At 71.8% G+C, this 13,020-nt stretch carries 12 protein-coding genes; 6 read left to right on the forward strand and 6 right to left on the reverse strand.

All coding sequences use genetic code 11. The features are described 5' to 3' along the window. Positions 1-7: 7 nt before the first annotated feature. From ACFYY7_RS30185 to ACFYY7_RS30195, 3 genes are all read right to left on the reverse strand, one after another. The gene (locus ACFYY7_RS30185; protein WP_388666463.1) at positions 8-1,432 is read right to left on the reverse strand and encodes a glutamate decarboxylase; all 1,425 of its coding nucleotides are present in this window, start codon (positions 1,430-1,432) and stop codon (positions 8-10) included. A 12-nt stretch (positions 1,433-1,444) separates the two neighbouring features. Further along, a complete protein-coding gene (gene wrbA, locus ACFYY7_RS30190) occupies positions 1,445-2,068 on the reverse strand; it encodes an NAD(P)H:quinone oxidoreductase (protein ID WP_388666466.1) in 624 nt (207 codons plus the stop codon). Positions 2,069-2,220: 152 nt separating this feature from the next. Then, a complete protein-coding gene (locus ACFYY7_RS30195; RefSeq protein WP_388666469.1) occupies positions 2,221-3,507 on the reverse strand; it encodes an ion channel protein in 1,287 nt (428 codons plus the stop codon). 136 nt (positions 3,508-3,643) lie between these two features. Between ACFYY7_RS30195 and ACFYY7_RS30200 the strand changes: the two genes are divergently transcribed. Beyond that, positions 3,644-4,402, forward strand: coding sequence for a MerR family transcriptional regulator (locus tag ACFYY7_RS30200; RefSeq protein ID WP_388666472.1), 759 nt, complete (start codon positions 3,644-3,646; stop codon positions 4,400-4,402). 57 nt (positions 4,403-4,459) lie between these two features. Here ACFYY7_RS30200 and ACFYY7_RS30205 read toward each other — a convergent pair whose 3' ends face one another. After that, complete coding sequence (locus tag ACFYY7_RS30205) at positions 4,460-4,825, reverse strand: YbjQ family protein (RefSeq protein WP_388666475.1); 366 nt, start codon at positions 4,823-4,825, stop codon at positions 4,460-4,462. Positions 4,826-4,996: 171 nt separating this feature from the next. Here ACFYY7_RS30205 and ACFYY7_RS30210 point away from each other — a divergent pair, with 171 nt between their 5' ends. Next, positions 4,997-5,710 (forward strand): DedA family protein, encoded by a 714-nt coding sequence (locus ACFYY7_RS30210; RefSeq protein ID WP_388666478.1) that lies wholly within the window; start codon positions 4,997-4,999, stop codon positions 5,708-5,710. A 24-nt stretch (positions 5,711-5,734) separates the two neighbouring features. On the opposite strand, the gene ACFYY7_RS30215 is transcribed toward ACFYY7_RS30210, so the two are convergent. Continuing rightward, the gene (locus ACFYY7_RS30215) at positions 5,735-7,444 is read right to left on the reverse strand and encodes a threonine/serine exporter ThrE family protein (RefSeq protein ID WP_388666481.1); all 1,710 of its coding nucleotides are present in this window, start codon (positions 7,442-7,444) and stop codon (positions 5,735-5,737) included. A 326-nt stretch (positions 7,445-7,770) separates the two neighbouring features. Further along, positions 7,771-8,265 (reverse strand): inorganic diphosphatase, encoded by a 495-nt coding sequence (locus ACFYY7_RS30220; RefSeq protein ID WP_031090989.1) that lies wholly within the window; start codon positions 8,263-8,265, stop codon positions 7,771-7,773. A gap of 86 nt (positions 8,266-8,351) precedes the next feature. Here ACFYY7_RS30220 and dacB point away from each other — a divergent pair, with 86 nt between their 5' ends. From dacB to hpt, 4 genes are all read left to right on the forward strand, one after another. Then, on the forward strand, positions 8,352-9,857 hold the full coding sequence (gene dacB / locus ACFYY7_RS30225; RefSeq protein ID WP_388666484.1) for a D-alanyl-D-alanine carboxypeptidase/D-alanyl-D-alanine-endopeptidase: 1,506 nt from the start codon (positions 8,352-8,354) through the stop codon (positions 9,855-9,857). A gap of 49 nt (positions 9,858-9,906) precedes the next feature. Further along, positions 9,907-11,040 carry a zinc-dependent metalloprotease gene (locus tag ACFYY7_RS30230; RefSeq protein WP_388666487.1) on the forward strand — a complete coding sequence of 378 codons (1,134 nt, stop codon included), beginning with the start codon at positions 9,907-9,909 and terminating at the stop codon, positions 11,038-11,040. 200 nt (positions 11,041-11,240) lie between these two features. Next, the gene (tilS, locus tag ACFYY7_RS30235; protein WP_388666490.1) at positions 11,241-12,323 is read left to right on the forward strand and encodes a tRNA lysidine(34) synthetase TilS; all 1,083 of its coding nucleotides are present in this window, start codon (positions 11,241-11,243) and stop codon (positions 12,321-12,323) included. 100 nt (positions 12,324-12,423) lie between these two features. After that, a complete protein-coding gene (gene hpt / locus ACFYY7_RS30240; RefSeq protein WP_072487175.1) occupies positions 12,424-12,963 on the forward strand; it encodes a hypoxanthine phosphoribosyltransferase in 540 nt (179 codons plus the stop codon). Positions 12,964-13,020 lie beyond the last annotated feature (57 nt).

Below are 13,020 nucleotides of genomic sequence, written 5' to 3' on the forward strand. Positions count from 1 at the left end.
ACGCGTCTCAGTGGTGGAACGACGTCGCCATCTGCCGGTCGCGGCTCATCGGATGCGCCTGGCGGCGCAGGTCGGGAAGGATCAGTCGGAGGTCCTCCAGCAGCAGTTCGGCGAGGTCGGACGAGAAGCCGTTGCGGCACACCACCCGCAGCACCGACAGGTCCTGCCGGTTGGCCGGGAAGGTGTACGCCGGTACCCGCCAGCCCTCTTCGCGCAGTCGCCGCGACACGTCGAAGACATCGAAGGCCTCCACGTCCGGCGCGGTCGTCAGCGCGAGGACGGGCAGCTGGTCGCCCCGGGTGAGGAGCCGGAAGTCGCCGATCTCCTCGATCCGTTTCGCGAGCCCGCAGGCCACGTCCCGGGACGCCTGCTGGACGGCCCGGTAGCCCTCCCGGCCCAGCCGCAGGAAGGTGTAGTACTGCGCCACCACCTGCGCCCCCGGCCGGGAGAAGTTCAGCGCGAAGGTCGGCATGTCGCCGCCCAGGTAGTTGACCCGGAAGACCAGCTCCTCGGGCAGGTCGGCGGGCGTGCGCCACAGCACCCAGCCGACGCCCGGGTAGACCAGGCCGTACTTGTGCCCGGAGGTGTTGATGGAGGCCACCCTCGGCTGCCGGAAGTCCCACACCAGGTCCTCGTCCAGGAACGGCGCCACCATCGCCCCGGAGGCCCCGTCCACGTGGACGGGGATGTCGAGGCCGGTGCGTTCCTGGAGGGCGTCCAGCGCCGCGCACAGCTCCGCGACCGGCTCGTACGAACCGTCGAAGGTGGAGCCGAGGATGCCGACGACGCCGATGGTGTTCTCGTCGCAGAGGTCGGCCGCGGCCTGCGGGTCGAGGTGGAAGCGGTCGCCCTCCATCGGGACCAGCCGGGGCTCGACCTCCCAGAAGTTGCAGAACTTGTCCCAGCAGACCTGCACATTGATGCCCATGACCAGGTTCGGCCGGGCGGTCGCCGGATAGCGGTCGGCGTTCCGGGCCGCCCAGCGGCGCTTCAGCGCCAGCCCGGCGAGCATGCAGGCCTCGCTGGAGCCGGTCGTCGAACAGCCCACGACCGCCGAGGGATCGGGGGCGTTCCAGAGGTCGGCGAGCATCGCCACGCAGCGCCGCTCCAGCTCGGCCGTGCGCGGGTACTCGTCCTTGTCGATCATGTTCTTGTCGCGGCACTCGCCCATCAGCACCCCGGCCTGGGGCTCCATCCAGGTGGTGACGAAGGTGGCGAGGTTGAGCCGTGAGTTGCCGTCGAGCATCAGCTCGTCATGGACCAGGCCGTACGCGGTCGACGGCGGCATCGGCCCGTCGGGCAGCCGGTGCCGGGGCGGCGCCGACTCCATGCCGGCGGCCGGGTCGGCCTCCCCGTAGAACGGGTTGAGGGCGAGTCTGCGGCGGGCTTCGGACGGTTCCGTCTTCTGGGACGAGCCCTTGTGGAGAGGCATCGGGGAGCCCTTTCAGCTCTCGGCGGCGAGGCCGTCCTTGATGGCCCGGGTGAACTTCACGACCCGCTCGGCCTGGACCCGGGCGGCGGTCAGGGTCTGCTCGCCGACCGGGATGTCGCCCTGGCCGGCCACGTGCGAGGTGCCGTACGGATTGCCGTCGACGAACTTCGACGGGTCCGTGTAGCCGGGGGCGACCAGGATGCCGCCGAAGTGGTGGATCGTGTTGTAGAGCGCGAGCAGCGTGGACTCCTGGCCGCCGTGGGCGGTGCTGGTGGAGGTGAAGCCGCTGTAGACCTTGTCCGCGAGGTGGCCCGCCTGCCAGTGGCCGCCGAGGGTGTCGAGGAACTGCTTGAGCTGGGCGCTCACGTTGCCGAACCGGGTCGGCGTACCGAGGATCACGGCGTCCGCCCAGATCATGTCGTCGGGCGAGACCTCGTTGATGTCGGCGGTGGCCTTCGCGTTGGCCGCCCACGCCGGGTTGGAGTCGATGGCCGCCTGCGGGGCGAGCTCGCGGGCCTTGCACAGCCGCACCTCGGCACCGGCCTTCTCGGCGTACTGCGCGATGGCCTTGGCGATCGTGGCGACGGTTCCGGTCGACGAGTAGTAGATGACGGCGACGTTGACGGGCGTGGGCATTGCGCGAACCTCCGGCAAGCTGATGGGACGCATCCGTACGGACCCGCGGGCAGGGGCTCTGCGGGAGGAATGCGTACGGATGCGACGATACGGAAGAGCCGGGCATTCGGCGCTTCGAGCGCGCGCCCTTCGTCCGTCCCGCCCCCGACGGCTCACTTCAGCGGCGTACCGTCCTCGTGCAGCTGCATCTGCGGCCGCCCGGTCACCAGCAGCCAGGCGGGCAGCGAGGCGATGCACAGGATCGGCAGCACGCCCGCGTCGCCGACCAGCACCGCGGCGGTGAACAGGCTCAGCCAGCCCTGCCGGGTGATCGCCAGCAGCACCCCCAGCACCCCGCAGGTCACCGCCAGCGCCACCGGCACCGAGGTGACCAGGGCGTGGGCGCTGAGCCCCAGAGCGACGCCCACGAAGACGGCGGGGAAGATTCGCCCGCCCCGGAAGCCGCAGCTCGCCGCGATCACCAGCGCGGCCGCCTTCACCAGGGCCATGAGCGCGAACTGCCAGGCCGAGTGGCCGCCCGGGTCGGCGGCGAGCTCCTTCACCTCGTCGAGCCCCTTGAACAGGGTGAGATGGCCGCCCAGTGCACCCAGCAGGCCGAGCAGCAGCCCGCCCGCGGTCAGCGCCAGGACCGGATGCCTCAGGGCCCGGAAGAGCCGGTGCGCGTGCGGGAACGCGTACACCGTCAGCATGCCGAGCGCCGCCCCGGCCAGGGTGATGACGATGGAGGAGGGCAGGTCGCCCCAGTGCGGCCGGTCGTAGGACGGCAGTGCCAGGTCGAAGCTGGGGTGGGCCAGCAGCGTCATGGTGAGCGCGCCCGCGGTGCCCGCCGCGAGCGGGCCGAAGAGGCGGTCCCAGAGCGCGCCCGGCTCGGCGCGCGAGGCGAGGATCTCGGAGAGGATCAGCGCGGCGGCGACCGGGGTGCCGAAGAGCGCCCCGATGGTGCCGGCCGCGGCGAGCGAGAGCCAGAGCGCCACCGGTGTGCCGGGCATGAGGCGGCGGCCGAGCCAGCAGGCCAGCGCGATGTTGGCGGCCGTGATCGGATTCTCCGGACCGAGGCTGACCCCGCCCGCCAGGGTGATGACCGTGACGAGCAGCAGCCCCGGCACCACGGCCGGCGCCAGCGGCGGATCGACCAGCCCGGTGGTCGCCGGGTCGGGACCCGCGTGACCGGGCACCGCCCGGACGAGCAGGCCGACCGCCAGCCCGCTCGCGGTGAGCATCACGATCATCCAGAGCGCGGAGTAGCGGCCGACGGAGAGCGCGTCGGGGAGCGTCTCCCAGAGCACGCCCTGAAGCTTTTCCGCGAGCAGGCTGATGCCGAGCAGGACGAGGGCGGAGAGGACCCCGACGGCCAGCGCGGGCACGATGACGGGCAGCAGCCGCTGTACGGGGGTGGGTTCGGGGGCGGATCCGGCGAGGGCGGAGGATTCGGTGGCCACCGGATCACCATAACGGCGTAAAAGGCATATAACCCTTCTGGGGGTGCCGGAGTGGCGGCAATTCGGGCTTGCACCTCACGTCACGTCAGGGCCCAGGCTCGGGACGTACCCGATCGGAGAAGGGAGCGAAGGAGCCATGGATCACTCCGTGGGACAGGTCGCCGGATTCGCCGGAGTCACGGTGCGCACCCTGCACCACTACGACGGCATCGGACTGCTCTCGCCCAGCGCGCGCAGCCGGGCCGGGCACCGCCGCTACGACGACGGCGATCTCGACCGGCTCCAGCAGATCCTGTTCTACCGGGAACTCGGCTTCCCGCTCGACGAGATCGCGGTACTGCTCGACGATCCGCGGGCGGACCCGCAGGAGCATCTGCGGCGCCAGCACCGGCTGCTGTCCGACCGGATCGCCGAGCTGAGAAGGATGGCCGACGCCGTCGAAACAGCACTGGAGGCACGGAAGATGGGCATCAACCTCACGCCCGAGGAGAAGTTCGAGGTCTTCGGGGGCAAGGACCCCGAGGAGCACGCGGAGGAGGCCGAAGCCCGCTGGGGCGGCACCGCCGAATACGCCGAGTCGCAGCGCCGGGCCGCCCGGTACACCAAGGACGACTGGAAGCGGATGCAGGCGGAGGTCGCCGAGTGGGGCGCCGCCTACGACGCGCTGATGGAGGCCGGGGAGCCGGCCACCGGCGAGCGGGCGATGGAGCTGGCCGAGGCCCACCGGCTGCACATCGGCAAGTGGTTCTACGAGTGCTCCGCCGAGATGCACCGGGGGCTCGGCGGGATGTACGTGTCCGACGAGCGGTTCCGCGCGTTCTACGACTCGATGCGGCCGGGCCTGGCCGAGCACCTGCGGGACGCGATCGAAGCCAACGCCCGACGCCTGGAGTGACCGCCACGGGGCGGGGGCGCCGGGCGGGGGCGTCCTCGCTCCCGTGGCCGTGCCCGCTCAGCTCCGGCTGATCACGACCGCGGTTTCGTACGCGCACACCTCCGTGCCCACGTCGGCCGCCTCGGTCACGTCGAAGCGCATCATCAGCACAGCGTTGGCGCCCCGGGCCTTCGCCTGCTCGACGAGCCGCTCCATCGCCTGGTTGCGGGTCTCGACGAGCGTCTTGGTCAGCCCCTTCAGCTCGCCGCCGATCATGGACTTCAGCCCGGCGCCGATCTGGCTGCCCAGATGGCGGGAGCGGACGGTGAGGCCGAACACCTCCCCGATCACTCGCGTCACCTGGTGGCCCGGTACGTCGTTCGTCGTGACGACCAGGACGTCCGACCGCTCCGTCTGCCCGCCGCCGTAATCCTCAATGCCCATCGTGTGGCACCTCCTGGGGGCCAGCTTTGTCCCGGTTGGCCCGGTGTGCATCCCCGGTCGGGCCGGGGAGTGTCCTCGCGGGGGCCATCTGGAACCCGGGGGCGTCATCCTGCGTTGATAGCTTTGGGCGGCCACGCAGCCGCCATCGATCGATCCAGGAGCCCCGGACCCTTGAATACGCTTGCGCTCGGCCCGAGCTGGCTGGACCCGGACTATCTGATCAACACCTTCGGGCTTCCCGGCGTCCTCCTCATCGTGTTCGCCGAGTCCGGACTGCTGATCGGCTTCTTCCTCCCCGGCGACTCGCTCCTGTTCACCACAGGGCTGCTGGTGACCACCGGCCAGCTGAAGACCCCGCTCTGGCTGGTCTGCCTGCTGGTGGCGCTGGCGGCGATCATCGGCGACCAGGTGGGCTATCTCTTCGGCCGCAAGGTCGGCCCCTCGCTCTTCAACCGCCCGGACTCCCGCCTCTTCAAGCAGGAGAACGTTGAGAAGGCGCACGAATTCTTCGAGAAGTACGGCCCGAAGTCGCTGATCCTGGCCCGCTTCGTGCCCGTGGTGCGTACGTTCACGCCGATCATCGCCGGTGTGAGCCGGATGAACTACCGCTCGTTCATCGTGTTCAACATCATCGGCGGAGTCCTCTGGGGTGTCGGCGTCACGCTGCTCGGCTCGGCCCTCGGCAAGATCGACTTCGTCCACGAGAACATCGAGGCGATGCTCATCCTGATCGTGCTCATCTCGGTGGTGCCGATCGCGATCGAGTTCCTGCGGGCCCGCTCCAAGTCGAAGAAGGAAGCGGCGTCCGGCGGCGGCGAGGCCCACGGCCCGTCCGCCGGGGGCAGCCCGTCCCCGGGCCAGCGCGGCCGTCACGCCAAGCGCTGACGCACACGCTCCGGCCGCAGGGGATCAGAAGCCGCGCGTCCGTTTGGCCGCGCGGCGCCCCGCCCCGCCGACCGCACCCGGCACCCGCATGAACAGCCGGGAGATCTCGCTCCCCAGGTTCACCCCGATCGCGATGGCCAGCGCCGTGGCCACCGCGGTCGACAGCGAGGAGAGCCCGGCGTTCACCCGCCCCTGGGCCACGGCCAGCAGACCGAAGTACGTGGCCGAACCGGGCAGCAGCGGGCCGATCGCCGCCGTGATGAACGGCAGCGACGAGGTGTACCGGTAGCGCGAGAGCAGCTGCCCGAACAGACCCACCAGACCGGCCGCCGTCGCCGTCGCCGCCACCGGCGAGATGTTGCCGGTGCGGGCCATCGCCCCGTAGATCACCCAGGCCACACCGCCGTTGAGGGTCACCGCCAGCACCGTGGACCGGTCCTGCTGGAGCAGGATCGCGAAGGCGAAACAGAGCGCCATCGACGCCAGGATCTGCACCACCGGCCGGTCCGGGGCGACGAACCTGGCCTCGGGGTTCAGCTGGGCGCCCAGTTGGAGCCCCAGATACAGCACCAGCAGCACACCGACGACGATGCCGATGAACAGGTACATGACTTCGAGCAGCCGCGCGGCCGCGGTGATGTAGAAACCGGTCAGCCCGTCCTGCACCCCCGCCACCAGGGCCCGCCCCGGCAGCAGTGCGAACAGCCCACCGGTGATGACCGCGGACGGCTGCAGGTCCGACCAGTGGGTCAGGGTCAGCGCCACCCCCAGCGCGGCCGGCGGCATCGCCGCAGCCACGAACTGGTAGAACTCCGGCAGCCCACGCCCGGCACAGAGCCAGGCGAGCCGGTCGCCGAGCATCGCGCCGACCGCCGCCACCAGGAACACCAGCGGACCGCCGCCGAGCAGCACCGACGCCGCCCCCGCGAGCCCGCCGGCGGCCAGCGTCAGCACCCAGCCGGAGTACGGGTGCCGGTTGCGCCGGATCTCCGCCAGCCGCCGGTAGGCCTCCTCCAGCGAGACCTCGACGTCCTCGGTGGTGATGTCGTCGATGAGCCGGAACACGGCGGCCAGCCGGGTGTAGTCGGTGGCGCGGCGGCGTACGGTACGGCTCGACGTCACCGGGTCGTCGACCAGCGACGGCTGGTGCGAGATGGACAGCAGGGTGAAGGTGACCGTGGGCTCGCAGCGGTCCAGGCCGTAGCTGCGGGTCACCGCGAACATGGCCGCCTCGACGTCCTCGGCGCCCTCGCCGCCCGCCAGCAGCAGCTCCCCGATACGCAGCGTCAGGTCGAGCACGCGGGGCACCGCGGGCCCCACCTCGTCGGCCTTCTGCACCGTCTCGGGCGCCGGGCGCTCGGCGACCGGCATCCGCAGCATCGTGCGCATCCGGTCCTGCCAGGGGGCCTCCTTGGTCAGCCGGATCATCGGGCTGCCGTGGGCCGGGGTGAAGGCGGGCGGCGAGTGCTGGGCGCTGTAGGTGCGCGGCGGGGCGAAGGCCGAACCGATCGTCTCCGAACCCGAACCGGACCCCGGGGCGGAGCCCGAAGCGGAACCTGTTCCCGGCCCCTGGGGCTCGGCCGTCAGACCGGCCGGAATGGCGAACTCCGATGTCGGGTGGTCGTCGTCGGGCGCGGACGCGCGCCGGTCCACCCCGGCCGGCGGGGTGAAGGCGCTGCGCGCCTCGTCGGACTGGGGCTTCTGGTCCTCCGGACCGCCCTGTTCCGCCACCACTCGACCTCGCTCCTCTCGGCTGCGCGCCGTCGGCCGCACCTGTGCCCAGTATGGCCACGGGAAGCGGCCCGGACGCCAGGAGGGCTCCACACGGATCGCGGCGGACCCGCGGAGCAGGTGACACGCGGATCGCGGCGAACGCGCGGAACGGGCGGCATACGGGTTGCGGCGGACATGCGGAGCAGGTCCCACGCGGACTGCGGCGGACACGCGGAACGGGCGGCACTCCGCGATGGGGAGTACCGCCCGTTCCCGGCCCGGAACCGTGGAAACGGAACCGGAACCGTGTCACGTACCTCGGCCGGAATCCGGCCACGACCCTCGGGTCAGTGCGCGCCGCCCTGCGCCTCAAGGCGCTTGTAGGAGGCCTCGATCTCGGCCTCGGCCTCGGCGCGGCCGACCCAGTCGGCGCCCTCGACCGACTTGCCGGGCTCCAGGTCCTTGTAGACCTCGAAGAAGTGCTGGATCTCCAGGCGGTCGAACTCCGACACGTGGTGGATGTCGCGCAGGTGCTCCACCCGGGGGTCGGAGGCCGGCACGCACAGCAGCTTGTCGTCGCCGCCGGCCTCGTCCGTCATCCGGAACATGCCGATGGCGCGGCACTTGATGAGGCAGCCGGGGAAGGTCGGCTCCTCCAGGATGACCAGCGCGTCCAGCGGGTCGCCGTCCTCGCCGAGGGTGTTCTCGACGAAGCCGTAGTCCGCCGGGTAGCTGGTCGAGGTGAAGAGTCGACGGTCCAGGCGGATCCGACCGGTCTCGTGGTCCACCTCGTACTTGTTCCGCGAACCCTTCGGGATCTCGATAACGACGTCGAACTCCACGGGTGGCTCCTCCATGATCAACACATACGACTGGTGATTAAGTGTCCCCCACGCAGATGTGTGCTCGCGAAAGGGGCTGGTCAACGGTGGACGAGCCGGTGAAAAGACCGTCGGTCAACCCGCTGGACAAGCTGAGCAGGCGCACCCTCCGGGCCGCCGTGATCAGGTTGAAGGGACTGAACGACCGGCAGTTCACCGCCGTCTCCGCCGGCCTCGGCCTGGCGCTCGCAGCCGGCGCCGTCCTTGCCGCCGGCCCCTGGGACTCGGGTCAGCGTAAGGCCGAGATCGACTGGGCCGCCGCCCGGAACCGTACAGGTGGCGCACATCACGAGCCCGCCGCGCCGTCCGGACCGGCCCCCGCGCCCAGCGCCCCGGCCGTTCTGGCCGCCCTCTCCGCCGCCGTCGACAACGCCGCCCCGGACGCCCGCACCACACCGAACGGCACAGCCGCCGCCCTCCGCGCCGCCCTCGGCCCGCTGCTGAAGGACTCCGCCCTGGGCGACCGGCGCGCCGCCGTCGTCATCGACACCGCCACCGGCGAGCGGCTGTACGGCCAGGGCGCCGGCACCCCCATGACGCCCGCCTCCACCGTCAAGATCGCCACCGCGGTCGCCGCCCTCGGCGCCCTCGGCCCCGACCACCGCATCGCCACCGAGGTCCGGGCGTCCGCCGACCTCCGGTCCATCGCCCTGGTCGGCGGCGGCGACCCCACCCTCGACAAGGCCGCCCTGCGCAGGCTGGCCACCGACACCGCCCGCGCCCTGAAGGACCGGGGCGTCGGCAAGGCCCGCCTCACGTACGACACCTCCCGCTACTCCGGGCCGGCCAGGCACCCGATCGGCCCCAACGAGAACATCGCGCCCGTCAGCGCCCTGATGACCGACGAGGGCAGGCTCGACAACTCCGCGAGCGGACCCGCCCCGCGCAGCGACGACCCGGCCGGGGACACCGCCCGTACCTTCGCGAAGCTCCTCCACGACGCCGGGATCGACACCGCGGCGGAGCCGAAGCCCGGCCGCCCGGCCGCCGGGTCCCGGAAGGTCGCCGAACACCGCTCCGTCCCGCTCTCCGCCCTGGTCGAACGGGCCCTGACCAACAGTGACAACGACATCGCCGAAGCACTCGCCAGGCAGACCGCCCTCGCCGCCGGCGAACCGGCCGACTTCGCGGGCGGCCGACGGGCCGTCACCGCGCAGCTCAAGAAGCTCGGCCTGCCGCTGAAGGGCGCCGACCTCGCCGACGGCAGCGGACTGAACCGCAAGGACAAGGTCACCGCCGGACTGCTGGCCGGCCTCCTCGCCCGCGCGGCCGATCCCGACCATCCCGAACTCCGCCCGGTCCTCACCGGCCTCCCGGTCGCCGGTTTCAGCGGCACGCTCAGCGACCGCTTCACCGGGAAGTCCGCGGGCACCGGCCTGATCCGCGCCAAGACCGGCACCCTCACCGGCGTGAACACCCTCGCGGGAACGGTCGTCGACCGCCAGGGCCGGCTGCTCGCCTTCGCCTTCCTGGCCTCCGGCACGACCTCCCCGTCCGAAGCCCAGTCCGCCCTCGACGCCCTTGCCGCAGCCCTGAGCACCATCCCCCGCTGAGCCGGTCAACACCACACCGCGGACCGACCCGAGCACGTACGGTTGACGCATGACGAGCATCGGTGGTGCCGAGATGGTCGACTGGAATCTCGCGGTCGCGACCGCGACCCGACTTGTGCGGCCGGGGCCGGAGATCAGCCGCGAGGAGGCCCGCGAAGTCGTCGCGGAGCTGCGCCGGCATGCCAAGGCCGCGGAGGAGCACGTCCGTTCCTTCACCCGGATGATCCCGGAGGGGACCCGGCCGGAGGACACCCCGGTCCTGGTCGTGGACCGGGCCGGCTGGATCAAGGCCAATGTCGCGGGCTTCCGCGAACTGCTCCGCCCGCTGCTGGGGAAGATGCAGGACCGGCGCGCGGGAGGCCCCGGCGGCGCGGTGCTCGGCGCCGTCGGCGGCAAGGTCACCGGCGTCGAGGTCGGGATGCTGCTGTCGTTCCTGGCCTCCCGGGTCCTCGGCCAGTACGAGACGTTCGCCCCGGCCACCCGCGAGCTCCCGGCCTCGGCCGACGGTGGCGGCAGGCTGCTGCTCGTCGCCCCGAACATCGTCCACGTCGAGCGTGAACTGGATGTCGACCCGCACGACTTCCGGCTCTGGGTCGCCCTCCACGAGGAGACCCACCGCACCCAGTTCACCGGCGTGCCCTGGCTCCGCGACCACCTCCAGGGCGAGATCCAGTCGTTCCTCGACGAGACCGACATCGACCCGATGACCGTGCTGGAACGGCTCCGCGAGGCAGCCCAGTCCCTGGCCGGGGGGCGCCCCGAGGGCGAGGAGGGCGAGGACGGCGGCCGCAGCCTGGTCGAACTCGTCCAGACGCCCTCCCAGCGCGAGATCCTCGGCCGGCTCACCGCCGTGATGTCCCTGCTCGAAGGCCACGCCGACTACGTGATGGACGGCGTCGGCCCCGAGGTGGTCTCCTCCGTCGGCGAGATCCGCGAGAAGTTCCAGCAGCGCAGGGCGCGCGGCGCCGGCCGCCTCGACCAGGCGCTGCGCAAGCTCCTCGGCCTCGACGCGAAGCTGCGCCAGTACCGCGACGGCGAACGGTTCGTCCGGGCCGTGGTCGACGAGGTCGGCATGGACGGCTTCAACCGGGTCTGGACCTCGCCGAACACCCTGCCCACCAAGGCGGAGATCGCGAAGCCCGCGGACTGGATCGCGAGGGTGCACCGTAAGGCAGAGTCCTGATCATGGGCGGTCCGACGGCGGACGGCAGGATGAGAACGCGCCGGTAATCACCCATCCGAGGGACCGTAGGGGCATGGGAAGGCGTGCAATGCTCGATGGACGGCTTGCCTCTGTCACCATCGACGCACTCTGAGTGACGGCACACTTTCCCGTCCGCCGCTCCGAGGCACCTCACCGAACCTTCATGAAGGGCACCGGACATGGGTCCCCATCCTGCGGTCGCGGCGATACGCCTGGCGGTCCGCCGCGTACTCCACGACGTACTCACCGATCACATCCGAAGCGCCGACCTCAACCGGCGCACCCCGCACCCCGAGCTCGCCGAAGCCGGTGCGGGCAGGCAGCGCGCCGCACTCCCCGAGCGCCCCGACACCCCGCTGGTGCTGGTGGCATGCTCCGGCGGCGCCGACTCCATGGCCCTCGCCTCGGCCCTCGCCTTCGAGGCCCCCAAACTCGCCGTCCGGGCCGGCGGAATCACCGTCGACCACGGCCTCCAGGACGGCTCCGACGCGCGGGCCGCCGAGGTCGTGGACCGCCTCACGGACCTGCGCCTCGACCCGGTCGAGTCCGTCGCCGTGCAGGTCGGCCACGAAGGCGGCCCCGAGGCCGCGGCCCGGGACGCCCGCTACGCCGCCCTGGACGCGGCGGCGGAGCGGCACGGCGCCGCCGCCGTCCTGCTCGGACACACCCGTGACGACCAGGCGGAGACGGTGCTGCTCGGCCTCGCCCGGGGCTCCGGCATCCGCTCGCTCTCCGGCATGGCCGCCGCGTCCGGACCGGCCGGCCGCTACCGCCGCCCCTTCCTCCAGCTCGACCGGCAGACCGCCCGCAAGGCGTGCCTCGTCCAGGCGCTGCCCGTCTGGGACGACCCGCACAACATCGACCCCGCCTACACCCGCTCCCGGCTGCGCCACGAGGGCCTGCCCGCCCTGGAGAAGGCGCTGGGCAAAGGGGTCGTCGAGGCCCTGGCCCGTACCGCGCAGCTCTCCCGCGACGACGCCGACGCGCTGGACACCTGGGCCGCCGAGGCCGACCGTGCCGCGCGGGACGACGCGGGCCGTCTGGAGTGCGCCAAGCTGTTCGCACTGCCGCCAGCCGTACGCCGCCGGGTCCTGCGCCGGGCCGCCATGGAGGCCGGTTCCCCGGCCGGTTCGCTCTTCGCCCGGCACATCGAGGAAGTCGACCGTCTGATCACCGGCTGGCGCGGCCAGCGCGCCATCAACCTGCCCGGACGCGTCGAAGCCATGCGGCAGGGTGGCAGACTGGTCATTCGGCAGAGCTGAAGCACAAGCGGCTGACATGCAGGCGAGCGGCCGCGCAGGTGCGGGGGCAACACCCCGGACCCGGCAGGCAGAGAAAGAGACGCGGGTGAACGAGAAGGACATGGGCACCGACCTTCAGTCGGTGCTCCTCACCAAGGAAGAGATCGACGCGAAGCTCGTCGAGCTGGCCGCGAAGATCGACGCGGAGTACGCGGGCAAGGACCTGCTCATCGTCGGCGTCCTCAAGGGCGCAGTGATGGTGATGGCGGACCTGGCGCGCGCGCTGTCCACCCCCGTCACCATGGACTGGATGGCCGTCTCGTCGTACGGCGCCGGCACCCAGTCCTCCGGAGTGGTCCGGATCCTGAAGGACCTGGACACCGACATCAAGGGCAAGCACGTCCTGATCGTCGAGGACATCATCGACTCGGGCCTGACGCTGTCGTGGCTGATGTCGAACCTCGGCTCGCGGGAGCCCGCCTCCCTGGAGATCTGCACCCTCCTGCGCAAGCCGGACGCGGCCAAGGTCGCGCTCGACTGCAAGTGGGTCGGTTTCGACATCCCCAACGAGTTCGTCGTCGGCTACGGGCTCGACTACGCCGAGAAGTACCGCAACCTCCCCTTCGTCGGCACCCTCGCCCCGCACGTCTACGGGGGCTGACCTCCGCCCGGAGCCCTTCGCCCGGCCCCGGCCGTGCCCGGACCGACCGGAGCCGAC

The organism is Streptomyces sp. NPDC001933 (assembly GCF_042890955.1).
Classification (GTDB): Bacteria; Actinomycetota; Actinomycetes; order Streptomycetales; family Streptomycetaceae; genus Streptomyces.

Coding starts and splice junctions, on each gene's coding strand:
- hpt (WP_072487175.1), top strand. CDS start 12,424: ATGGGCACCGACCTTCAGTCGGTGCTCCTCACCAAGGAAGAGATCGAC.
- ACFYY7_RS30200 (WP_388666472.1), top strand. CDS start 3,644: ATGGATCACTCCGTGGGACAGGTCGCCGGATTCGCCGGAGTCACGGTG.
- ACFYY7_RS30185 (WP_388666463.1), bottom strand. CDS start 1,432: ATGCCTCTCCACAAGGGCTCGTCCCAGAAGACGGAACCGTCCGAAGCC.
- ACFYY7_RS30205 (WP_388666475.1), bottom strand. CDS start 4,825: ATGGGCATTGAGGATTACGGCGGCGGGCAGACGGAGCGGTCGGACGTC.
- tilS (WP_388666490.1), top strand. CDS start 11,241: ATGGGTCCCCATCCTGCGGTCGCGGCGATACGCCTGGCGGTCCGCCGC.
- wrbA (WP_388666466.1), bottom strand. CDS start 2,068: ATGCCCACGCCCGTCAACGTCGCCGTCATCTACTACTCGTCGACCGGA.
- ACFYY7_RS30230 (WP_388666487.1), top strand. CDS start 9,907: ATGACGAGCATCGGTGGTGCCGAGATGGTCGACTGGAATCTCGCGGTC.